This is a genomic window from Paenibacillus polysaccharolyticus (assembly GCF_023714295.1).
In the GTDB taxonomy this organism is placed as follows: Bacteria; Bacillota; Bacilli; order Paenibacillales; family Paenibacillaceae; genus Paenibacillus; species Paenibacillus polysaccharolyticus_A.
Genome location: NZ_JAMAUN010000001.1, coordinates 421,147 through 443,165, shown reverse-complemented (window position 1 = coordinate 443,165; position 22,019 = coordinate 421,147). Strand labels below are relative to the sequence as shown.

Here is a 22,019-nt window from a genome sequence, read left to right as displayed (position 1 = left end):
AATTGGTTAATTCGTAGATGAATTACTGTTCCGAAGTGCTTCAAGCACCTGTTGCGCCTCGTACCCATCGTGGAACGTATAAATCCTGCCCGGTTTGCCCTGAATACGGGCAATGACATGTTTCAACACAGGCAGTTCGCTGGAAGATTCCAGCACTTCCACGGAGGACATCGGCTGTCCGATCTTACCACTCATCAATTCCTCCCAATTTTCCAGCGCAATGGTGCCCTCGGTGCCATATACAACCATGGATACACGCTCCTCGCCAGCAAAATGAGAAATCCCCTGCAGATGAACCCGGGTTCCACCCTGTACTTCAAGTACAGCCTGCACTTCCTGTTCACAAGCATCTGGTTGATCGGCAGGGTAAGTTACTTGAGCATTCAGTACACGTAGACGCCCGAATACATTCTGGATCATATGAATCCAGTGAATGCCAACTTCGAGGATAAAACCTCCCTGATCCCGGCTTGTGATCCATTCATTCTGCTGCCATGAGCGCGGCCACTGCGGGAACTGCAGAATCAGGTCAATTTTGCGAATGTCACCCGCTGCCTGTTGTTTAACCATCTCTTGCAACTTCAACACAGCTGACTCATGCGGCATCGAAAAATGAACGGCGTGAACCACACCAGCTTGCTCAGCAGCTTCGACCATTTTGCGCGCTTCTTCTAAACTGTTAGCGAGCGGCTTTTCACAGAACACATGAATTCGACGGTCCAGTGCGTCCATTACAACCGGATAATGATATTTCGGCGGTACAGCAATGTAGACGAGGTCAATCTGCTGTTCATCCAGTAGCTGTTTATAATCACGATATGTTTTCACCGATGGACGGGTTGCTGCAAATTCCTGTAAGCTTTGCTCATTCGCATCACAGACCGCAGTAATCTCAACGGGGATATCCATTTGAGTATTTTCCGCTTGATGAATCATATGTAAACCCATCTTACCCAGGCCGATTACAGCCATTTTCAATGATGTCATTGCATTCCCTCCAATTCAATTTCAGTATAGCAGAAATCGTGGATTAGAACCGTTGATCATGCATTGCGTTATCCCGATATCGCTTCATCGCGTCAATATGTATAGGTAAATAGCCTCAGGTCATTGGAATCAGGAAAAGGATTGACAAAAAACCACAAAAAAAGATACCATTTCTAGTACCAAGTCATTCTTCTTCTTACAACCTTAGACAAATACCAACATGCACAATTGGATAAGCCGCCTGGTTCTTAAAACCTACTACTTTGAAACGAGGTGTCCACGCATGAGAACTGTTGCGGACTACTTAGCAGAAACGCTACGCAATCTGGGTGTCACTCATGTATTTGGTATTATCGGAAAATCTATCTGTCCCGCTCTTCTGAAAATGGTAGATTACGGTTTGGAATTTATCCCAGGTCGTCACGAAGCCAGTTCAGGCTTTGCCGCATCGGGTTATGCATTGCAGACAGGCCGTTTGGGCGTAGCCTTCGCCACCTCTGGCCCTGGAGGAACTAATCTGCTCACCGCAGCGGCCCATGCCAAAGCGAATAATCTTCCCGTTTTATTTCTTACCGGCCATCAATCTATTCAGGAACTGGGCATCCCCCAGTGTCAGGACTCCTCTTCGTATTTGGCTGATCTGGCCGAAATGTTCAGACCTGCCACGCTATTCAGCAAACTGGTCGAACGTGGAGATCACTTCGGAACCATCTTGAATCATGCCCTTTCTATTGCACTTGGCCCAAACAAAGGTCCTGTCCATCTCTGCCTGCCTTTTGACGTGCAAACGGAGCAACTTCCAATATGTCGTATTGTTATTCCAGAACCTGAGCCATTGCTCAGCATCTCAAGTTTGAATCGAATCCTGCCTTTACTGCATCAAGCAGAACGCCCATTAATCATTGCAGGTAAAGGTGTAACTCGTGCCGGGGCGCATGAGGAACTAAAGCAATTAGCCGAAACATTTAATATTCCAGTCGTGACAACTCCTGGGGGGAAAGGAGCCATAATATGGGATCACCCCTTATATCATGGCCCCTGTGGTGTTGGCGGATTCCCACACGGGGACGAGATGTTGAATCAAAGTGATCTGTATATTGTGCTCGGCTCCAGACTGAGTGATATGACGCTCTGTAATCTCAAGCCGCATAATCATCCGGCACAGCTGATTCAAATCGATTCCGATCCAACTTTCGTAGGCAAAATTCTACAATCTCAGACCTTACATATCACAGGGGATATCAAAGACAATCTGCAATATCTGCTCAGCACCTTGCCATCCTCTCTTACATCTGCTTCTACAGGTGCCTTCGAGTCCTTTGAATATCAAACTCCATTACCAGATCTGCCGCATCTGTCACTTGCTGCCGTACTCGATCAGATGAGCGAACTGCTTCCCTATGACCACAAACTGTTTGTTGATGATGGAAGCCACGGCTTTCATGCCGTCCAGCGTTACAAAGTGAAGAAACCCGGCAGTTTCATATTTGATGCCTACTTTGCCTGCATGGGGAATGCCATCGGCATGACTATTGGTGCCAAAGCGGCTTCACCTGAAGAAACGGTTGTATGTATTACCGGAGATGGATGTTTTATGATGCTGGGCACAGAAATCAATACAGCCGTATGCAAGGATCTTCCTGTCATTTTTATCGTTGTCAACAACAAACAGCTGGATATGGCCTTGAAAGGCATGGAAAAAACGACGGGACGCATCGATGGCACACTCTTCGAGGTTCCCATGGATGCAGTCAAGTTTGCCGAGTCCCTTGGAGCTAAGGCTTTCCGTGCAGAAACGTTACCGCAGTTCTCTGCCGCACTGGAGGCCGCTTTGGAATTAAATCAAGTTGTTGTCATCGAGCTGTTGACCGATCGGGACGAGATCCCGCCAACGGCTCATCGGGTTGTCAATCTAGATTAGGAGGTACGAGTCATGAGTGAACAAGTGACCCAAGGGTTAGATCGTTTTGCCAAGCTTTCCGGGGAATATGGTGCGAAGGCACTTGCTCCGATTAAGGAGCATTTTCCCGAACTGTCCGAATTTATAATGGGAACGGCATATGGTGATATTTTTCAGCGGACAACCATTACAGATCAGTGGAAAGAAGTCGCCATTATTTCGTCATTAATTACACAGGGACAATTCGAACAGCTTGGTGTGCATTATGCCATGGCCTTAAGTGTGGGTATTACCGTTGATGAACTTAAGGGAGTATTGCTTCATCTGGCACCGTGTGTCGGTGCTCCACGTATTATCAGTGCATTTAATGTATTGCTTGCCACGCTTGAGGAAATCCAGTAATTCAACGTTCTACATTTTTATACATTATTCGACCTTTTTATTGATCTTTTTACATTATTACCTTTATAATATGGGTAAATTATCCTTCCAGCCTTACAACCTGGTACCGCTCACTTTAGGGGCTATTGGACTGCTCCATTCATTCCATAGAGGATAGTTTTCACTCATTTTTTACAAAGGAGAGAGAACGCGTAATGGGAAAGTTTAATCTACAAACGGATGCTTCAAACAAGGTGTTGCACATTGAATTGGAAGGTTCTTTTTCTCAAGAGGATGGTCTTCGTTCGATCTCGGCGTATCAGGATACGATATCTGCCATCAACACCAAGGAGTTTAACCTGGATATTGACTGCAAAAAGTTGAATGTTACTGCCCCCGAGATTGTACCTCTTCTGGAGGGATGCCTGGCCATGTTCAAAAAGGACGAATACAAAAAAGTGGTGTTAACTTTGGAGAACAATGCCATTCTGAAAATGCAGCTTGCCAGACTTGGTCGGACGGTAGGGCTGGACAATCTCGAAATTATTTCGGCGTAGCTCCCTGATTTGTATGATGCTTTAATGACAGCTCTGCCTTTCCACTTAAGAGGAGGATGACGATGGCTGGAATTCGTATTGTAGATATCGATATGTATCACCCTGAAACCAAGGTGCACAATGATTTTTATATTGAACATTTTGATGCCAGAGGGGTCGATATTCGTGGTTTGTTAAAAGCACTCGGGCGTGAGTCACGTTACAAAATTGATCAGGAGGACGAAAACTCACTGACCATGGCCTTCGAGGCCACCCGAAAGCTACTCGCTAAAACCGGATTAACCGGACAAGATATCGACTTGATTGCGTATGCAAGCCAAACACCGGAATATATTTTTCCTACGAATTCCTTAATGATTCATCATCTGATCAGCGGAGCAGCCCACACCATCTGTATTGATAGCAATGCCAACTGTGCAGGCATGACCGCAGCTTTTGAACAGGTCAGTCGGCAGATGCTTGGTAATCCAAGAATCAAGCGTGCGCTGATCATCGGCTCAGACTATGTTGCTCCTCATGCCAGTCCGGATGATCCGGTTTATTTTGCGAATTTCGGAGATGCGGCCGCAGCTGTAATTGTAGAACGGGATGAACATGCCGTTGGGTTTATCGATTCAATCTACCAGACGGATACCTGTGTATATCAAAATTCACTCTTTCCAGCCGAAGGACTCGCGAAGCTCGGAAGCACGGGTGTTGATGCAGGAGCTTTTCATGTGAAATTCACACCGTTTGACGATTCAATCTGTGTCGATGCAGCTTCAGAGTCCATTCGTACGTTGCTGACACGGAATGAAATCAAGCCGGATGAGATTAAAGCCGCCTGTTTCTCTCAATTATCGCTCGCTAACATTCGTGCAGTGTCCCAAAACATCGGCATTGCTGATGACATTGCTGTATATATCGGCGACGAGTTTGGTTATACCTCGACTAGTAGCCCGTTTATAGCACTGCAACGAGCCATTAGCTCCGGAAAGCTACATCGCGGTGACAAAGTGTTGTTCTGGACCGTTGGAGCCGGGTGGCAAAATGTTGCCATGGTCGTGGAATACTAGAAGTAAGAGCACTCCTTCAACCTTATATGTTAAATCTGCAGGACGACCTTGAGGAACAACTCTTCATTCATCGTCCTTTTTTTGATCTTATTTTTTCAATCTATATAAGTTCAACTAAAAATTTTACACAGTCCACTCCGATAACGTGTAAAAGAACAGTTCAACTTATATCATTGTACCTAAATATAAAAAGCAGCCCACCTGGACTGCCCTTTATCCCTTACGCTACATATGTTGCTGATTGGCTCATCGTCAGAATATTTTCTTCGTTTCCCGATCATCCTTCAGAATTTCAACGGCCTCCCGGAACCGCAGTGAGTGCACAATCTCGCGTTCCCGCAAAAATTTCAGACTGTCTTGCAAATCCACGTCATCCGTTAAATCAATTAACCATTGATATGTAGCCCGAGCTTTCTCTTCGGCTGCGATATCTTCGTACAAATCCGCGATCGGATCACCCTTCGCTTGAATATAGGTGGCGGTAAAGGGTACTCCAGCAGCGTTATTGTAAAAGAGTGCTCTGTCATGTGCCGCATAATGGGCATCCAACCCGGCCAGCTCCAATTGCTCAATCGTGGCATCCTTGGTGAGTTTGTAAATCATCGTTGCAATCATCTCCAAGTGAGAAAATTCCTCCGTTGCGATGTCATTCAATAGACCGATGATTTTGTCAGGAATCGTATAACGTTGATTCAGGTATCGCAGGGCTGCCGCCAGTTCTCCGTCTGCACCGCCATATTGTTCCATCAACAGCTTCGCCATATGCGGATCACATTTACTCACCCGAACTGGATATTGCAATTTTTTTTCATATACCCACATGCACAGGACGCCTCCTTCGATTTTATACTTGCCAAGGCCAAGGTGTCTGGGACCACTCCCACGGATATTTGGAAAAGGCATGACCAAAATTCGTCAGCGGACCGTATAACTGCTGAAATTCATGTGCAACGCGCATCCGTTCCTGGCTGAACTTGTTGTACTGCTCGATGCTTTGAAAATCTCCCGGATGTGTATCCAAATACAAATTCAGCTCAACCAGAACAAAATCCAGCGCCTGTAGTTCCTCCAGCAGTTCGTAATATTTGGCGTCACAGGCTTTCGGCTGTTCCTTCTCCATCGTTCACCACCGCCCTTTCCTTCGTTTTCTTCGAGGTATACGGACTGTACAGCGCCGGCCACAATGTGCCGAGCCTTAAAGCCTCAGCCGGACTGTATTGCGGCCACCCCATCGGCTGAAAAGGAATAAATAATTGCGGTGGAACCAGATACGTACGAATACCTAGAGGTTTACACGGATCAAATGGACCCACAAAAGGAACATAAGCCCGAACCTGAGGATCTTTCAATCGAAACGCCTCCTTTATCATGCAATCACAAGCATTCTGCATTCTGGGCATTACTTCACAAGGCATACAGTACATCCCCATCATTTCCTGTCCTTATAACCATATGTCGAGATGATCAAGATAATCCCTTTTTACAGAAACTATAAGAAGGATTTTGCTATTGCAGAGCAAGTTCACTTATTCCCGACATGCAAAAAAGACCTTTGAAAGGTGTCATAACACCAGCTCAAAGGTCTTACTTAAAAATCTTGTTTATCCGCTATGGTTCACATCGATTATCATCCGGAGACAATAGAAGATCACTGCTCATCTTCCGAGATTTCATCTTGTTCTTTCACTTGCTTGTACACTTTGACCCGGTTAATTCGTAGACGTGTAGACTCTTCGACTTCAAAAACATAACCGTTCCGTTCACGTGTTCTCCCCTTAGCCGGACTGCCTTCCAGTTCTTTGAAGAGCCAACCGCCAATGGTATCTACCTCTTCATCCTCAATGATTGCTCCGGTCCATTCATGAACTTCCTCGATCAACGAACGTCCGTCAATCGAGAAAGCCTCACCGATTCGTTCCATGTGTGGCCGCTCATCCTCGAACTCATCATACAGATCCCCAACAATCTCTTCCAAAATCTCTTCAGCCGTCAGCAAGCCTGCAGTCCCCCCATATTCATCGACAACAAGCGTCATCTGGGAGTGCTTTTTCTGCATTAAACGTAACACATGGCTAATCTCCATCGACTCGGGAACGTTCAGAATCGGACGTACCATTGAAGCCAGATTCTGTTGTTGCTCCGGTTCTGCCAGAAGCAAGTCCGTAATATGAATAAATCCGATAATCTCGTCCTTATCTTCTACGGCAACCGGGTAACGGGAGTGCTTCGTTGCATTGATGATCTTTAGATTTTCCTCCAGTGACAGATGGGTATACAAACAGTCCATATCTGTACGAGGCAGCATGACCTCCCTCGCCAGCATATCGGAGAAATCAAAGATATTATCCATCAGCTTGATCTCATCCTTGTCGATGACCCCGCTTTTGGCACTCTGTTTCATCAGGATGCGAAGCTCATCTTCGGAATGGGCCTCACTTTCACTCGCGGGTTCAATACCAGCCAAACGTAATAATGCATTCGCTGATGCGTTAAGAACCCAGATGAACGGAAAGAAAATTTTATAAAATAATAGTAACGGTGCCGATAAAAGCAACGCCACTCCATCTGTTTTTTGAATCGCCAGCGATTTTGGGGCCAGCTCACCAAGTACAATGTGCAGAAACGTAATGATACAGAATCCGATAATAACGGATACCGTTGTAATCAGACCTGTATCGGAAACGCCAAGCTTAAACATCAGCGGTTCCACAAGCAGTTTGGAGATCGCAGGTTCCCCCAACCATCCCAGTCCGAGAGATGTCAGTGTAATCCCGAACTGCGTAGCCGACAGATAGGCATCCAGTTTACCGTTCACCTTCAGGGCGTAACCAGCCAGACGGTTTCCCTCACTCTGCAATTGTGTCAGGCGTGTCTGTCTTACTTTGACGAGAGAGAACTCTGCTGCGACAAATACACCATTCAAAAATACGAGCAAAAAGACACAGACCAGATTAAATACCAGCTGTCCAAGATGAAATTCGGTATGAATGCCCAAGATGTAACTCCCCTTCTCTGTCTATTTCAGGAATGCACCTGGAATATTAACGTAAAATAGCTTTTCTAGATTTGAAGTCCACGCCTTTATAATACATATCGGCCACAAGAAGATTTGGCCCGCAACACGATGCAGCATCACAATGGCAATTTACGGTCTGATTGAGCGGATGCTCAGCAGACCATTCATGGAATACATCATCCAGCTTCCGATCATGGATATTGCCGAATGCAGGGATATCGGCAAAATCAGTCACGTACACGTTGCCAGTAAACATGTTGACGTTAACACGGTTGCGTCCGTCCGGATCATTACGAACCGTTACATTCGGTTCGCTGTACAAGCGATTAATAAGTTCACGATCCTGCTCAGCTGCACTGCATGCAAAGAACGGTAGTGTTCCAAAAAGCATCCACATGTCTTTGTCACGGACATCAAGCAAGCGATGAATGGCATTCCTCATGTGATCCAGTGATAATACTGGAAGAGAGGACGCAAAGTTAGAGTTGTACATCGGATGTACTTCGTGCCGTACACAACCCATTTCCCGAATCAATTGGTGAATGCCGTCCAGCTTATCATGCGTACGATAATTAATCATCGATTCAGCAGAAATAAACATTCCGGCCTCACTTAGCTTGCGGGAGTTTTCCATCATCTTTTCATACATTTTCACGGCGACTTCACGTTTTACCGGTCTACGGCTGTTGGCAAATCCCACCTGATGGAAATCATCTGCATTCAAATAATTGAAGGAGATGTGCATCACATCCAGATACGGGAGAAGTTTTTCATAACGGCTGATATCTAGTGTCAGATTAGAATTGATCTGGGAGCGAATTCCGCGTTCCTTAGCATATTTAAGCAGAGGAATGATCATCTCATCCACCGTCTTTTGGCTAAAGCTGGGTTCACCACCTGTCAGACTAATAGTCTGCAGATGCTCCACCTCATCAAGTCGTTTCAACATTAGTGAGAGTGGCAGTGCTGGTGCCTCTTGCATCGTAAGCATATCCCCTACGGCACAATGCTCACATCGCATATTGCACAGATGTGTCACTGTCATTTCTACACTGGTCAGCACATGCCGGCCATATGCACGCAGAGAGCCAATCGGATCCCACGGATCATTCGTTGGCGATAATGGCATCGGTTGTACCGATCCTGAGTTTAGCATGGTCATTGTTCTTCACCTTATTCCTTTTATTAACCTAAAAAGTTTTATTTACATCATATCCGAGATTACTTTTTTGGGAGTTATCTTTTATCATAGCACAATTATGAATCTTCCTGCACAGCCAAACCCTGACCATTACATGACAAAAAACGCTCATGAATCATCGGAAATTAGCCTAGCTTCACGTTCCCGATATGACCACCTGAGCGCCTGCTCTATACTTCGTTAGCTTAACTATTCAGCTGTTCATGCTTCATAAGTGTAGCAGAATCTTCCGCACCCTCCACCCCTGTAATCATGACTGATAACTTCGTAGCAAGATTTATTTCGTAGGGGGCTGCAAGAACCTGTCCTTCTGCATCCTTGATTACACGAATCAATGGCCGTTGTGGCACGCGGGGTTGAATTGCAGCGACAACGCCAACTTCTCCAGTGCTCAGTTTTACGGATATACCTACGGGATAGATCGCTACACAATCCCTAAACTTTTCAAGCATCCACTGTTCATAAAGCGTTCCAGAACCTGTATACAGTACCTCTACGGCTTGATGCGGCAATAAAGCTTGACGATAGACCCGATTGGTTGTCATGGCATCATACGAATCGGCAAGAGCAATCCACTTCGCATATTCATGGATTTCATTGCCTTTCAAACCAAAAGGGTAGCCACTGCCATCAATTCGCTCATGATGCTGAAGTGCACAGTGTGCTGCGAGCAGAGGGATGCCGGGTTCATCCTTGAGAATGCGGTGTCCATACGTGGTATGCTGTTGAATAATCTTGTATTCCTCATCACTCAGACGTGAAGGTTTATGTAAAATGTCGGAGGGAATCTGCGTTTTCCCAATATCATGGAGCAGAGCGCCTAGACCAATCTCCATAAGTTGCTGACGTGTATAACCTGATGCCACACCGAGAACAAGAGTATATACACAAACATTCAGTGAGTGAGTATACAGGTCAAAATCGCTGGAGTTCATGTCCATTAACATGATCATCGCTTCCTTTTGACCACCAATGTCCTCAAGAATGCTGTTCATTACACCACTAAGCGCTTTACCAAAATGTGTGATCTGGTTTTTACTTTTGAAACCGGACATATGTTGAAATTGCTGTTTGATCTCCACAAGTGCTCTTCGCTTGGTCTCTTCCTGTAACATATCGGGCACGATAATGTCTTCTGTCGCAGCATCCTGAATATATACATATCCAATCCCAAGATCTTTCAACCGTCCGATTAAACGACTCGTCAGTTCTACATCCTCACTGAGTAAAACCAGACCTTCCTCACTAAAAATTCGTTTCCCCAGCTTCATGCCAGGCTGCAATAAGTTTATATGTACTAAACGCACAGCCTATCCTCTCCCGCTCCATAGATGTAATGAACACTAGCCGCCGCATCAGCAGAAGGCAGTCTCGTTCTAGCTTCTAGCTTCTGGCTTTTAGCTTGATAACCAGCGGTTACGCAGGCTCTCCTCCAGCGCCCCTGGTCGTTTTAATTCTTCTTCCAGCAAATCCCGTATAAATTCCGGAAGGTGATATTGTATATTGCTTCCTTGAGCCAAAGAAGGATATCCCACATTAAACGTAAACATATCAAGCGTTCCAACCACATATTCATGCTTCCCATCCATAGGTATACCGTTCACATAAATGGTTTGGATCTTATCATACGCTGGCGCACTAGGGTCGTAAAGAACCTCTATTCCATCTACACATAACGTCCCGAGAATACGTCCCCGAAAGCCAAATCCCACGATGGGTTTAGAGAAGAATTCCTCCAACAGTGACTGTTCAAGCGCTTCACGAATCTGATCACCATTCAAATATATTGTACAAGCATTTATTGGAGATGGACATAGGGAATGTAACATTCCTTTCGTAATGTCGCCTTGTGGCAGGTTTCCGAGTAACTGGCCCGCATTCACAAGCGATATTTCCGCTTTTGTAAAGTGGCGTACAGCTTGCGCAAGCAAGCTAGCAAAAGGAGATTCCCGCTCGTAATAAACGGGCAAGGTTCGATCCGTGATCACGGCCGTCTGATCCAGCAATCGTTCAGCTTCCTTACGGTTCGTAGCAATTGCCAGAGACACCTGCTCTTCCAGCATGTTACTTTGTACTGGCACACATCCGCTGCTCACCAGTTGCACAGGCTCTGCTTGGCCTGCTCTTTCCAGCACAACTCTACCGAGCCATTGTCCGAATTTACCTGCCGCTCCCAGCACGGTATTGGTAATAAGCAAGGGTTCCTCCAGCACATGATGGGTGTGTCCGCCCAGGACAACATCAATGCCCTCAACCTGTTCCGCCAGTCTTTTGTCCGTTGAAAGACCCAGATGAGATAAAACAACGATCACGTCCACTTGCTCACGCAGTACCTCAACCTGATCTCTTAAAGTTTCTACAGGGTCCGTCACTTGCCAGCCTAACAGTTCATAGAAGGTGTTAAACGGGGCTGTTGCACCTAGCAGACCAATGCGAAATGGTCCTTTTTCGACAATAATCCAAGGTTTCATCCAGGCTGGAGGACGCCCTGTATCCTGTTCTACCACATTGCCGCACACAATCGGACATAGGAGTCCCGTATAGGACTGAGCGAGTTGGTCTGGCGTAAAGGTTAGTCCCTCATTATTTCCAATCGTAATGGCATCATAACCTGTCAGATTGAGCACATCTACGTTGGCCATTCCGAGTGTGCCTTCCGTTTCAACAGCCATTCGATCCATATGGTCTCCAATATCGAGGACAAGCAGATGTCCACCTTGGGCACGTTCTTCATTGATCATAGCAGCGATCGCACTCATAGAGCCGAAATGACTGTGTATATCATTGGTGTGCAGAATGGTTAATGTTTGCTTCTCGCTGCTGCGCATTACACTGCCTCCCCTGCCGTTCATTAAACGTACATTCTTCTAATGGATAAGCATAACATTTTCTACGTCGTTATGATATATTTATAGGGTTTAGAGATCAAAAAGGAGAGATTCATTCCATGAAATTGACAATTCAACTATTTGCAGGTATTGCAGAACGTTTAAATACATCCCAACTTGAATTTGAGTATGATGGTGATACGCTTACAGCTGCTATGCTTAAAGAACAATTGAGCCAGGCTTATCCTGAGGCTGCCACACAGATTCGTTCATCATTTTTAGCAGTTAACCAGAGATACGCTCCTGCCGATACATTACTTAAGATGGATGATGAATTGGCTTTGATCCCTCCTGTATCTGGAGGTGACGGTTCGACGAACCAAGATGAGGATCAACCTTATACACAAGAGCATCGCACTGAAGACGGCCTGTTTCTGATTACCAATGCGCCCTTGTCCGTGGAGGCAACGACCGACATGGTCATTACGGCTAATCATGGCGCTGCATTAACTTTTGTAGGCACGACGCGGGAAATGACTGGTGAACAGCGTACGGTTCATCTGGAATACGAGGCATACGTCCCCATGGCGCTGTCCCATATGGCTGCGATCGGCAAGGAGATAGCAGAACGCTGGCCAGGTGTACTTTGTGCGATAAGTCATCGAATCGGCAAAGTTGACGTTGCCGAAATCAGTGTCGTTATCGCGGTATCCTCGCCTCATCGCAGCGATTGTTATGATGCAAGCCGTTACGCTATTGAAAGACTGAAGCAAACCGTACCAATCTGGAAAAAAGAAATTTGGGAAGACGGATCAGAATGGAAAGGCCATCAACTAGGACCCTGGAACCCCATGGACGAGAAAAAATGAGTCTATTCGCTGTTTACAGAGGCGCATAAACAGTAAATAAGTCGTTGTCAACCCATTTTTTTCTTGTTATTATAATGATATGTGTCGATATTAGTCGAGGAAAAGGTGGTTTATACGTGAGAGTGCATGTTACAGATCTTAAACCCGGCGACCTGCTAAAAAATGATATCTACAATACTTCAGGTCTCCACATGCTGATGAAAGGTTCCGTTCTCAGCGAAGATGATATATCTAAGCTGCTGCAGCATGGAATTGATTTCGCAGATGTAGAACAATCATCCGACCTTCACTCTAATGAACAAAACTTGCCTTCCGATCAGACCCGTCTGTTAACCAATCTGTTTAACGACACGATCAAAGGCACAGAATCTCTGTTCGAACAAGCCATAGAAAAAGGCTTTATTGATGAATCACAGGTTGACGAAATATTAGGCACCTTAACGGGACAGCTTGAAAAACAAAAGGATGTTGTCTCCCTGTTACTTATGCTGGATGGAGACATTGACTACACCTACAATCATTCCTTACAGGTTGGCATGCTCGCCTTTTATATTGCTGGGTGGATGGGTTATAGCCCGGATGAATGTATTACGGTAGCCAAGGCAGGATATCTTCATGATATTGGCAAGTCCAAGATTCCTTCTGAAATCTTACATAAACCAGGCAAACTAACGACAGAAGAATTCGCAGAAATGAAAAAACATACCTTTTATGGTTACGATATTATCAAAGCTTCAACAGAGGACGAAATCATCGCCATGGTTGCTCTTCAACATCATGAGCGTGAGGATGGCAGTGGTTATCCGCATGGTTTGCGAGGAGATGAGATTCATCCTTATGCTCGTATAACTGCTGTAGCCGACGTTTACAGCGCTATGACAACAAATCGGGTGTATCAGACCAAACAGGAGCTAATTTCTGTTCTATGCGAGCTATACAGCCTCAGTTTTGGTCAGTTAAATGGTGAAGCCACCCAAGAGCTGATCAAACATATGCTTCCGAATTTTATTGGTAAAAAAGTACTTCTCACAACAGGACAAACTGGTGTCATTGTAATGAACAATCCAGCTGACTACTTCCGCCCACTCGTTCAGACCTCCACGGCCTTTATCGATTTAGCGAAAGAAAGAGATATTGCCATTGTTGAGATTTACGTCCAATAAATACGCGTGAAGAGAAAAGAGGGATCAAAGGAAGCTCGAATGAGCTTCCTTTGATCCCTCTTGCTTATATTCGGTCGATGGAGTTACACACAGAATGCTTTTGTGATGATAACCAACAGGATGAACAGTACCAAGATCGCGCCAACCGAAGTACATGGATTGTATCCACCTACACCGCCTACACCACCAACGTTGCCTTTACAGCCGTAACCTACTTCGCTCATGTGATTGCCTCCTCTTTATCAGGTATACCCTAACATATGACGCTTCCCTGCCAGAGGAACTGGGCGAAACGGCATTCTTCGCAATTTGGTTCATAGCCCATAAGATATGAGTGGTATGCACTTATACTGGCCTTCGCTCCTATAATGGCCTTCGCTCTAATACCAACCTTGCTCTTCAAGTTTCAATCCTCTTTTGGCACCAGTGTTCCCGTTTCCTTCCGATACATGATCACAAGTATTCTCCAAAAGTCATAACTTCCTGTGTCATCCTGAATATAGGGACGATAATAAGCCAGTGCCTCCTGCGCCCAGTCAGGGCAACTCATGTTGGATAATCGCTTTTGTTCTTGAATCCAGCTTCCTTGAAGCTCTAATTGCTTCTGCATAAGCGTGAACAACTGCTTTTCCTGACTTGTCATTGGCGAACCCTCCTCCTGAGAGATCGTACCGTATTCGTTTAACAAATATGCTGTTGGTTCAACAACCCCATCTTCACTTGCAGTGTATCCGTACGAAGGCGAGCTTGTTTTTCGAATCTCATAATGTACATGAGGTCCCGTGCTCTGTCCTGTACTGCCTTGGTAACCGATTAGTTCTCCTTTCCTCACTCGCTGACCAACCTTAACGGCAATTCGGGAGAGATGGCCGTAACAATGTAAGTATCCACGATGATCCTCCAGTGCCACAGTGAGCCCGTATCCGCCAAAACCAGAGCCTGTACGTCCTTCAGATGCAAAACGTACCATTCCTTCAAGAAAAGCAGATACAGGACCATTCCAAGGTTCGGTGACCAGGTCGACTCCTCGATGAAAGGTCTGTCCTCCATGTATAGGATGAATTCGATAACCGAATGAACTAGTAATCCGATACCCTTCAAAAGGGTTTGCATTCATAGCCTCACATCCTTTTTCTATCATTTAATGCTTAACTCTATGAATTGGCCTGTGCTAATAGTCTTATTTTTATATTCTAAATCAAAGATTGCTTTCTTTAGGGCATAAGAAAAAAGACGAACCATGACGGTTCGTCTTTTCCCATTTTATATGTCTTAACCGATGGAGCCTTCCATCTCAAACTTGATGAGACGATTCATCTCAACCGCATATTCCATTGGCAATTCTTTTGTGAACGGCTCAATGAAGCCCATGATGATCATCTGTGTTGCTTCCGCTTCAGTCAGACCACGGCTCATCAGGTAGAAGAGTTGATCCTCTGACACTTTGGATACCGTTGCTTCATGCTCCAGCATGATGTTATCATTCATGATTTCGTTGTAAGGAATTGTATCCGATGTGGACTCATTATCGAGAATGAGCGTATCACATTTAATGTTGGATTTCGCGCCCTCAGCTTGGCGTCCGAAGGAAGCCAGACCACGGTACGTTACCTTACCGCCGTGTTTACTAATCGATTTGGATACAATCGTTGAAGTTGTATCCGGAGCCAAGTGAATCATTTTCGCGCCTGCATCCTGGTGCTGGTTTTTGCCTGCAACAGCGATGGACAGAACGGAACCTTTAGCTCCACGGCCTTTCAGTACAACTGCAGGATATTTCATCGTCAGTTTGGAACCGATGTTACCATCAACCCATTCCATCGTTGCGTTCTCTTCAGCAACCGCACGTTTGGTAACGAGGTTGTAGATGTTTGGTGCCCAGTTTTGGATCGTTGTGTAACGAACGCGGGCATTTTTCTTACAGATGATCTCAACTACCGCACTGTGCAGGGAGTTTGTGCTGTAAATTGGAGCAGTACAACCCTCTACATAGTGAACGAAGCTGTCTTCGTCTGCAATGATCAATGTACGTTCAAATTGGCCCATATTTTCGGAGTTAATCCGGAAGTATGCTTGCAGAGGCACTTCACATTTTACGCCTTTTGGTACGTAGATGAAGCTTCCTCCGGACCATACCGCACTGTTCAGGGCAGCAAATTTGTTATCCGCTGGCGGAATAACGGTAGCGAAATATTCCCGCAGGATTTCCGGGTGCTCTCTCAGCGCCGTATCGGTATCCATGAAGATTACGCCTTGGTCTTCCAGTTCTTTTTGCATATTGTGGTATACAACCTCAGACTCATACTGAGCCGATACCCCCGCGAGGAATTTTTGCTCCGCTTCTGGAATACCCAGTTTATCAAACGTTTCTTTGATTTCGGAAGGAACTTCTTCCCATGTTTTCCCTTGCTTTTCCGAAGGGCGAACATAGTATTGAATATCGTTGAAGTCCAGTTCATCCAGATCGCCGCCCCATTTAGGCATAGCCATCTTCTCGAACTGTTTCAAGGATTTCAGGCGGAACTCCAACATCCATTCCGGTTCGTTCTTGATTTTAGAAATTTCTGTTACAACTTCCGCTGTCAGACCTTTGCCGGTTTGAAAGATGGATTTATGCTCATCGCGAAAACCATATTTATACTCTTCCATTTCTGGTGCTTTTTTAGCCATCTTGCTCGACCTCCCTATCGTTATTGTACATTGTCCTCTTCGTCAATTCCTTTGCGTAATGCATTCCAGGCCAGAGTGGCACATTTAATGCGCGCAGGGAACTTGTTCACACCGGATAGGGCTTCGAGATCTTCATAATCGTCGAAATCGACTTCTTCCCCTTGCATCAATGAGGAGAAGCGGTTAGCCAGATCGAGTGCCTGCTCTATCGTCTTGCCTTTGACAGCCTCGGTCATCATGGATGCCGAAGACATGCTGATCGAACAGCCTTCACCCGTATACTTGGCCTCCTGAACGATTCCTTCATTCAGCATCAGCTGCAGTGAAATCCGGTCGCCGCACGTTGGATTATTCAAATTCACCGTAACGACGTCATTGTCAAACGTTCCGCGGTTACGCGGGTTCTTGTAGTGGTCCATTATAACACGCCGGTACAGATCATCAAGTTGCATCGCCAAAATACTCCTTTGTCTGGATTAAGGCGCTAACAAGCCGATCTACATCTTGTTCGTTATTGTATAGATAAAAGCTCGCACGAGCCGTTGAGCTTACTTCAAGCCAGCGCATAAGCGGCTGACAACAGTGGTGTCCTGCACGAATCGCTATACCGCTCGCATCCAGCACAGTTGCCACATCATGGGGATGAACATCTCCCAAGTTAAAGGTCACTACACCAACATGACGTTTAGCTGGACCATAGATCGTTAGACCATCAATCTCAGCAAGACGTTCTGTTGCATAAGCAGCAAGTACACCTTCATGATGAGCAATTTCGTCCATACCGATCTGCTCCAAGAAATCAATCGCAGCACCCAATCCTACTGCTCCCGCAATAATCGGGGTACCACCTTCGAATTTCCACGGCAGTTCTTTCCAATTGGAGTCGTATAGTCCTACGTCATTAATCATCTCACCGCCGAATTCAATCGGTTCCATGGACTCCAGCAGCGCCTTTTTGCCGTAGAGTGCACCGATACCGGTTGGTCCGCACATTTTGTGACCTGACAGCGCATAGAAGTCACAGTCGAGATCCTGTACATCCACTTTCATATGCGGTGTGCTTTGAGCACCATCTACAACGATAACGGCACCATTGCGATGGGCAATCTCAGCAATCTGTTTAACGGGATGTACAATCCCCATCACATTGGATACATAAGCAATCGCGACAACTTTAGTCTTGTTCGTAATTGTCTGCTCCACGTCTGCCAGTTCAATATGACCGTCGGGCTGCAGCGGAATGTACTTCAATGTGGCCCCTGTCTCCTTGGCCACTTGCTGCCAAGGAATCAGGTTACTGTGGTGCTCCATCTGTGTGATGACAATTTCGTCGCCTTCTTTACAGTTGGCACGAGCATAAGACGAAGCTACCAGGTTCAGGGCAGTCGTTGTGCCACGTGTAAAGATGATCTCCTGCGTGCGACGAGCATTGATAAACTTGGCCACCTTCTCACGTGCGCCCTCATAAGCGTCTGTTGCCCGGCTTCCGAGTGTATGCACACCGCGATGCACATTGGAGTTTTCATATTCATAATAATGTTTAACCGCGTCAATCACAGCACGAGGCTTTTGCGAAGTCGCAGCACTGTCTAGATATACGAGCGGGTGTCCGTTGATTTCCTGGTGGAGGATCGGGAACTGCTCGCGAATGGATGGGTTCATTGTCCCAGCTTCTTCTCAATCAGGGACTGCAATTGGGTACGCAGTGCTTCCAAAGGAATATCCGCCACCACCGGAGCAAGGAAGCCATAAATGATCAGGCGCTCCGCATCCGTACGGTTAATCCCGCGAGACATCAAGTAATGGATTTGCTCCGCATTCACTTGACCTACAGAAGCCGCGTGACCTGCTGTTACATCATCCTCATCAATCAGTAGGATCGGGTTGGCGTCTCCGCGTGCTTTAGGACTCAGCATCAATACTTTCTCGGTTTGCTGTCCGTCGGCTCTTGTAGCGCCTTTCTCGATTTTCGTGATCCCGTTGATGATTGCCGAAGCCTCTTCACGCATAACCGCACGTGTGATCATTTGGCTTGGCGTATTTTTACCGAAGTGACGTGCTTCAGTTGTGTAGTTAATCTTCTGTGAACCGGAACCAACAGCAATCACTTTGGAATCCGAAGTGGACCCATTCCCCTTCAAAACACTCATCGTGTTGCTTGCCGTATCACCATTGTTCATTTCACCAACGATCCATTCAATGGAGCTGTCATTTTCCAGAACAGCACGGCGGAAGGATACATCCGTTACGTTAACGTTCAGTTGGTGAACCGTTGCAAAGCGCACTTTTGCACCCGATTTTACGAATACTTCCACAACTCCGTTATGGAAAACCGGTGCAGAGAGCTCGCCAGACACATAGTTGTCCACGTAAGTAACCGAACTGTTTGCTTCGGCAACAACCAGTACGTGAGGCGCAAATGTTGCGGAAGCATCATCTGTGAGCAATACTGCTTGCAGTGGAACTTCAATGTTCACGTTTTTCGGAACGTACAGGAACACCCCGCCATTCCACAACGCTGCATGCAATGCGGCAATGGAATGTTCATCGGCTTTGACCGCTGTGTTCAGATAAGGCTTGACTAGATCAGCATGTTCACGAACAGCAGTAGCCAAATCCGTGAAGATGACACCTTGTGCTGCCAGATCAGCAGACAATTTGGAATATACTGCACCAGAGTTACGTTGGATTACCAGGCTTCCTTCAGCTTGATCCTGAACCAGCTCTTTGATGGATGCAGGCACTTCTTCCAGGGAAGAGATTGCTGCGTCTGCTTTATATGTGCCGTACTCGCTGATACTCCAGCGTTCGATTTTTTGTTTTTCCAGTTTGGGAAGCGCCAGCTCACTCGCAAGCTTCAAAGCTTCGAGCCGCTGCTCAGTCAACCAGCCGGGTTCGTTATTACTTTCCGACAAGGCGCGAAGCGCTTCAGATTCAACCGGAAGAATTGTTTGTGTAGTCATTTATTATCCTCCTCCGTTTTGTCTTTACGCTTCTTGACCTACAGTTTCGTCTGTAATTCCCAGTTCCGTTTTAACCCAGTCATAACCTTCAGCCTCGAGACGTTGAGCCAGCTCAGGTCCCCCGGATTTCACGATGCGACCTTGCATCATTACGTGTACGTAGTCTGGAGTGATGTAGTTAAGCAGGCGTTGATAGTGCGTGATGATCAAGAAGCCGCGATCTTCGCTCTTCATTGCATTTACACCTTCTGCAACAATCTTCAAAGCATCGATGTCGAGACCGGAGTCGATCTCGTCAAGTACGACGATTTTAGGATCAAGCAGCATCATTTGCAGAATTTCATTCCGTTTTTTCTCACCACCGGAGAAACCTTCATTCAGGTAACGATGTGCAAACTCAGGGTTCATATCGAGTTCTTTCATTTTACCTTCCATTTGACGGATGAACTTGATCAAGGAAATTTCGTTACCTTCACCGCGACGAGCGTTGATTGCACTACGCAAGAAGTCGGAGTTAGTTACACCCGCGATTTCGCTCGGGTATTGCATAGCCAGGAACAGACCAGCGCGTGCGCGCTCATCTACAGCCATATCCAGTACATCTTCACCATCGAGAGTGACTGTACCGTCTGTTACTTCATATTTAGGGTGTCCCATCAGGGCAGAAGCCAACGTGGATTTACCTGTTCCGTTCGGTCCCATGATCGCGTGGATTTCTCCACCTTTCATTTCCAAGTTGATGCCTTTCAGGATTTCTTTACCTTCAATGGTCGCTTTCAGACCTTCAATGACGAAATTCGTAGTCATGTGTATTGTTTCCCTCCATTGATTAAATTGATGTTTACTGTCGAAAACGAAAAAGCGCCTATTATATCTGAACAGGGCTTCCCCTGACTTTCTCTGTTTCATCATACATCTGTAAAGCAATTTCTTCTTGCCACTCTCAGGCATACTTTCTTCACATGCTGTAGAGCAACAATCACTTTAGAATAATTCTAAACTGATTCTCAATGATTATCAAGTCATTTCCTATCAATTCTTGTCCTTCTCAGGAAACTTCATTCCTTATGATTCTATAATAAATGACTGTTTGAATCAAATTAGAAAACAACTTTCCACATGTCGGACAGTGATATAAATCACAAAATTCACAGTTTGTTCAGCTTCCGTGCCGAATAAAAAAGGACCTATCCCTTTGTGGATAAGTCCTTCAATTACGCCATAATCAAAATAAGCTATCGCAGATAACCCCTCACATTCTGAGTGTCTCGTTAATCTTCTGTACCTGGTCGGCAAAATCCGCAACGTCCAGCACCGGCGTCATTTCGCGCGGCACCAAACCATTCGGAATGGAAATCCATGAACGGCAGCCGTTATATTCTGGCAATACGGGAATTTCCATCGGTTCCTGCAAACGGTACACACGTAGAATCAACACGTGCAGCGGATCTTTCTTTTTCCATTTCAAACGGGATTCGGCAAAATCCGCTGTCCACATATGATATTCTAGAAGTCGATCCAGCATCTCCTGATCTCGAATCTCCAAATCCTGCGTTACTTCAGCATACGATGTAATGCGGACGGTTGAAGCTTCAGGCACCCATTCGGCCAGCGACTCTTCAACATAGGATTGATCCGAGGACTTGATCAGTTCTTTACGCTGATGCTCATAAGTCGGATACAGGTAAAACGCTGGACTTTTCAACTCAAAATGTTTCGTTTCCTCCACAATCCCGCCTTTGCGCATCACCATAATCTGACGACCGCTTTCTACAGCTTTGATTGCAGAAGCCCATTCTTTTAACGCCGGTATCGCTCCTGTGTCTAACATTGTGTTCGCCCTCCTCTGTCACTCTTGACAGCAGTATAGACGCTTCACACTTATCTGACAACTTTTAGCAGGCAACACCGCACACTTTACGGATAGATTTAAATCCGTCTTGAACGGATTTAGCCCAGGTATGCACGAAGCATCCACATATGTTTCTCCAGATCCGCTTTAAAGCCTGTCAGCATATCAGCAGTCGGTTGATCTTCAGCCGCATCGGCCAGATCAATGCCTTCTTGATACTCATTGGAAAGTGTCGCGAAGTCCTCAATCAAGTTTTGTACCATAGCGTTCGCATCTTCCTTACCAGAAGCTTCCTGGATCGAAGCCATTTCGAGATACTCTTTCATCGTTGCTGCTGGGCTACCTTTCAGTGTGAGCAAACGCTCAGCGATTTCATCCATTTGAACTGTAATTTCGTTATAGAATTCTTCAAATTTCACATGGAGTGTGAAGAAGTTCGGGCCTTTTACGTACCAGTGATAGTTATGGATTTTAACATACAACACGTTCAGGTTAGCGACCTGACGATTAAGTACTTGTTCAACGGATTTTGCTTGATCTGTTTTGTTTTTTGTAGCCATATTCAATCCCATCCTTT

23 protein-coding genes are annotated in these 22,019 nt (G+C 45.9%); 6 read left to right on the top strand and 17 right to left on the bottom strand.

The features are described 5' to 3' along the window. Positions 1-6 precede the first annotated feature (6 nt). Positions 7-987 (bottom strand): Gfo/Idh/MocA family protein, encoded by a 981-nt coding sequence (locus M3629_RS02160; protein WP_251502717.1) that lies wholly within the window; start codon positions 985-987, stop codon positions 7-9. Between the two features lie 283 nt (positions 988-1,270). On the opposite strand from M3629_RS02160, the gene M3629_RS02155 reads away from it, so the two are divergent. The 4 genes from M3629_RS02155 to M3629_RS02140 all read left to right on the top strand — a co-directional run bounded on the left by M3629_RS02155 (position 1,271) and on the right by M3629_RS02140 (position 4,880). Then, complete coding sequence (locus tag M3629_RS02155; RefSeq protein ID WP_251502716.1) at positions 1,271-2,908, top strand: thiamine pyrophosphate-binding protein; 1,638 nt, start codon at positions 1,271-1,273, stop codon at positions 2,906-2,908. Between the two features lie 12 nt (positions 2,909-2,920). After that, positions 2,921-3,289: a carboxymuconolactone decarboxylase family protein gene (locus tag M3629_RS02150; protein WP_251502715.1), complete on the top strand. Its 369-nt coding sequence runs from the start codon at positions 2,921-2,923 to the stop codon at positions 3,287-3,289. A 194-nt stretch (positions 3,290-3,483) separates the two neighbouring features. Further along, positions 3,484-3,825 carry a hypothetical protein gene (locus tag M3629_RS02145; protein WP_154886770.1) on the top strand — a complete coding sequence of 114 codons (342 nt, stop codon included), beginning with the start codon at positions 3,484-3,486 and terminating at the stop codon, positions 3,823-3,825. A gap of 62 nt (positions 3,826-3,887) precedes the next feature. After that, entirely contained in the window at positions 3,888-4,880 is a 993-nt protein-coding gene (locus M3629_RS02140; RefSeq protein ID WP_251502714.1) for a 3-oxoacyl-[acyl-carrier-protein] synthase III C-terminal domain-containing protein, read from the top strand. A gap of 252 nt (positions 4,881-5,132) precedes the next feature. Here the strand turns inward: M3629_RS02140 and M3629_RS02135 are convergent, their stop codons facing one another. The 7 genes from M3629_RS02135 to M3629_RS02105 form a co-directional block, all read right to left on the bottom strand. Then, positions 5,133-5,702 (bottom strand): manganese catalase family protein, encoded by a 570-nt coding sequence (locus tag M3629_RS02135; protein WP_090920145.1) that lies wholly within the window; start codon positions 5,700-5,702, stop codon positions 5,133-5,135. Between the two features lie 22 nt (positions 5,703-5,724). Then, positions 5,725-6,000 carry a spore coat protein CotJB gene (locus tag M3629_RS02130; protein ID WP_090920142.1) on the bottom strand — a complete coding sequence of 92 codons (276 nt, stop codon included), beginning with the start codon at positions 5,998-6,000 and terminating at the stop codon, positions 5,725-5,727. Beyond that, positions 5,972-6,250 carry a spore coat associated protein CotJA gene (locus tag M3629_RS02125; protein ID WP_251502713.1) on the bottom strand — a complete coding sequence of 93 codons (279 nt, stop codon included), beginning with the start codon at positions 6,248-6,250 and terminating at the stop codon, positions 5,972-5,974. Before M3629_RS02125 ends, M3629_RS02130 begins: the two co-directional genes overlap by 29 nt. Before the next feature lie 278 nt (positions 6,251-6,528). Then, complete coding sequence (locus tag M3629_RS02120) at positions 6,529-7,875, bottom strand: hemolysin family protein (protein WP_251502712.1); 1,347 nt, start codon at positions 7,873-7,875, stop codon at positions 6,529-6,531. Positions 7,876-7,921: 46 nt separating this feature from the next. Further along, the gene (gene yfkAB / locus M3629_RS02115) at positions 7,922-9,058 is read right to left on the bottom strand and encodes a radical SAM/CxCxxxxC motif protein YfkAB (protein WP_251502711.1); all 1,137 of its coding nucleotides are present in this window, start codon (positions 9,056-9,058) and stop codon (positions 7,922-7,924) included. Positions 9,059-9,282: 224 nt separating this feature from the next. Continuing rightward, entirely contained in the window at positions 9,283-10,404 is a 1,122-nt protein-coding gene (locus tag M3629_RS02110) for an HD-GYP domain-containing protein (protein WP_154958199.1), read from the bottom strand. A gap of 90 nt (positions 10,405-10,494) precedes the next feature. After that, positions 10,495-11,925 (bottom strand): bifunctional metallophosphatase/5'-nucleotidase, encoded by a 1,431-nt coding sequence (locus tag M3629_RS02105; RefSeq protein ID WP_251502710.1) that lies wholly within the window; start codon positions 11,923-11,925, stop codon positions 10,495-10,497. Positions 11,926-12,044: 119 nt separating this feature from the next. Between M3629_RS02105 and M3629_RS02100 the strand changes: the two genes are divergently transcribed. Continuing rightward, complete coding sequence (locus M3629_RS02100) at positions 12,045-12,794, top strand: molybdenum cofactor biosynthesis protein (protein ID WP_251502709.1); 750 nt, start codon at positions 12,045-12,047, stop codon at positions 12,792-12,794. 116 nt (positions 12,795-12,910) lie between these two features. After that, positions 12,911-13,957: an HD-GYP domain-containing protein gene (locus M3629_RS02095; RefSeq protein WP_090920120.1), complete on the top strand. Its 1,047-nt coding sequence runs from the start codon at positions 12,911-12,913 to the stop codon at positions 13,955-13,957. 83 nt (positions 13,958-14,040) lie between these two features. Here M3629_RS02095 and M3629_RS02090 read toward each other — a convergent pair whose 3' ends face one another. The 9 genes from M3629_RS02090 to M3629_RS02050 all read right to left on the bottom strand — a co-directional run bounded on the left by M3629_RS02090 (position 14,041) and on the right by M3629_RS02050 (position 22,002). Then, complete coding sequence (locus M3629_RS02090) at positions 14,041-14,181, bottom strand: hypothetical protein (protein WP_167375722.1); 141 nt, start codon at positions 14,179-14,181, stop codon at positions 14,041-14,043. A gap of 182 nt (positions 14,182-14,363) precedes the next feature. Then, on the bottom strand, positions 14,364-15,074 hold the full coding sequence (locus M3629_RS02085) for a M23 family metallopeptidase (RefSeq protein ID WP_251502708.1): 711 nt from the start codon (positions 15,072-15,074) through the stop codon (positions 14,364-14,366). A 155-nt stretch (positions 15,075-15,229) separates the two neighbouring features. Continuing rightward, a complete protein-coding gene (sufB, locus tag M3629_RS02080) occupies positions 15,230-16,627 on the bottom strand; it encodes a Fe-S cluster assembly protein SufB (protein WP_251502707.1) in 1,398 nt (465 codons plus the stop codon). Positions 16,628-16,647: 20 nt separating this feature from the next. Further along, positions 16,648-17,079 (bottom strand): Fe-S cluster assembly sulfur transfer protein SufU, encoded by a 432-nt coding sequence (gene sufU / locus M3629_RS02075; protein WP_251502706.1) that lies wholly within the window; start codon positions 17,077-17,079, stop codon positions 16,648-16,650. Continuing rightward, the gene (locus tag M3629_RS02070; RefSeq protein WP_251502705.1) at positions 17,069-18,289 is read right to left on the bottom strand and encodes a cysteine desulfurase; all 1,221 of its coding nucleotides are present in this window, start codon (positions 18,287-18,289) and stop codon (positions 17,069-17,071) included. Before M3629_RS02070 ends, sufU begins: the two co-directional genes overlap by 11 nt. Then, positions 18,286-19,590: a Fe-S cluster assembly protein SufD gene (gene sufD / locus M3629_RS02065; RefSeq protein WP_251502704.1), complete on the bottom strand. Its 1,305-nt coding sequence runs from the start codon at positions 19,588-19,590 to the stop codon at positions 18,286-18,288. Before sufD ends, M3629_RS02070 begins: the two co-directional genes overlap by 4 nt. A gap of 24 nt (positions 19,591-19,614) precedes the next feature. Then, positions 19,615-20,397: a Fe-S cluster assembly ATPase SufC gene (gene sufC / locus M3629_RS02060; RefSeq protein ID WP_251502703.1), complete on the bottom strand. Its 783-nt coding sequence runs from the start codon at positions 20,395-20,397 to the stop codon at positions 19,615-19,617. 445 nt (positions 20,398-20,842) lie between these two features. Continuing rightward, complete coding sequence (locus M3629_RS02055) at positions 20,843-21,421, bottom strand: DUF1802 family protein (protein WP_251502702.1); 579 nt, start codon at positions 21,419-21,421, stop codon at positions 20,843-20,845. 119 nt (positions 21,422-21,540) lie between these two features. Then, a complete protein-coding gene (locus M3629_RS02050; protein ID WP_090920097.1) occupies positions 21,541-22,002 on the bottom strand; it encodes a Dps family protein in 462 nt (153 codons plus the stop codon). Positions 22,003-22,019: the final 17 nt, after the last annotated feature.

Excerpts from the sequence above, each read along its gene's own strand:
- M3629_RS02130 (WP_090920142.1), bottom strand. The coding sequence starts at position 6,000 with ATGGAGAAGGAACAGCCGAAAGCCTGTGACGCCAAATATTACGAACTG.
- sufU (WP_251502706.1), bottom strand. The coding sequence starts at position 17,079 with ATGCAACTTGATGATCTGTACCGGCGTGTTATAATGGACCACTACAAG.
- M3629_RS02100 (WP_251502709.1), top strand. The coding sequence starts at position 12,045 with ATGAAATTGACAATTCAACTATTTGCAGGTATTGCAGAACGTTTAAAT.
- sufB (WP_251502707.1), bottom strand. The coding sequence starts at position 16,627 with ATGGCTAAAAAAGCACCAGAAATGGAAGAGTATAAATATGGTTTTCGC.
- M3629_RS02105 (WP_251502710.1), bottom strand. The coding sequence starts at position 11,925 with ATGCGCAGCAGCGAGAAGCAAACATTAACCATTCTGCACACCAATGAT.
- M3629_RS02150 (WP_251502715.1), top strand. The coding sequence starts at position 2,921 with ATGAGTGAACAAGTGACCCAAGGGTTAGATCGTTTTGCCAAGCTTTCC.
- M3629_RS02050 (WP_090920097.1), bottom strand. The coding sequence starts at position 22,002 with ATGGCTACAAAAAACAAAACAGATCAAGCAAAATCCGTTGAACAAGTA.
- M3629_RS02055 (WP_251502702.1), bottom strand. The coding sequence starts at position 21,421 with ATGTTAGACACAGGAGCGATACCGGCGTTAAAAGAATGGGCTTCTGCA.
- M3629_RS02085 (WP_251502708.1), bottom strand. The coding sequence starts at position 15,074 with ATGAATGCAAACCCTTTTGAAGGGTATCGGATTACTAGTTCATTCGGT.
- sufD (WP_251502704.1), bottom strand. The coding sequence starts at position 19,590 with ATGACTACACAAACAATTCTTCCGGTTGAATCTGAAGCGCTTCGCGCC.
- sufC (WP_251502703.1), bottom strand. The coding sequence starts at position 20,397 with ATGACTACGAATTTCGTCATTGAAGGTCTGAAAGCGACCATTGAAGGT.
- M3629_RS02140 (WP_251502714.1), top strand. The coding sequence starts at position 3,888 with ATGGCTGGAATTCGTATTGTAGATATCGATATGTATCACCCTGAAACC.
- M3629_RS02155 (WP_251502716.1), top strand. The coding sequence starts at position 1,271 with ATGAGAACTGTTGCGGACTACTTAGCAGAAACGCTACGCAATCTGGGT.
- M3629_RS02090 (WP_167375722.1), bottom strand. The coding sequence starts at position 14,181 with ATGAGCGAAGTAGGTTACGGCTGTAAAGGCAACGTTGGTGGTGTAGGC.
- M3629_RS02125 (WP_251502713.1), bottom strand. The coding sequence starts at position 6,250 with ATGATAAAGGAGGCGTTTCGATTGAAAGATCCTCAGGTTCGGGCTTAT.
- M3629_RS02070 (WP_251502705.1), bottom strand. The coding sequence starts at position 18,289 with ATGAACCCATCCATTCGCGAGCAGTTCCCGATCCTCCACCAGGAAATC.
- M3629_RS02145 (WP_154886770.1), top strand. The coding sequence starts at position 3,484 with ATGGGAAAGTTTAATCTACAAACGGATGCTTCAAACAAGGTGTTGCAC.
- yfkAB (WP_251502711.1), bottom strand. The coding sequence starts at position 9,058 with ATGACCATGCTAAACTCAGGATCGGTACAACCGATGCCATTATCGCCA.
- M3629_RS02135 (WP_090920145.1), bottom strand. The coding sequence starts at position 5,702 with ATGTGGGTATATGAAAAAAAATTGCAATATCCAGTTCGGGTGAGTAAA.
- M3629_RS02160 (WP_251502717.1), bottom strand. The coding sequence starts at position 987 with ATGACATCATTGAAAATGGCTGTAATCGGCCTGGGTAAGATGGGTTTA.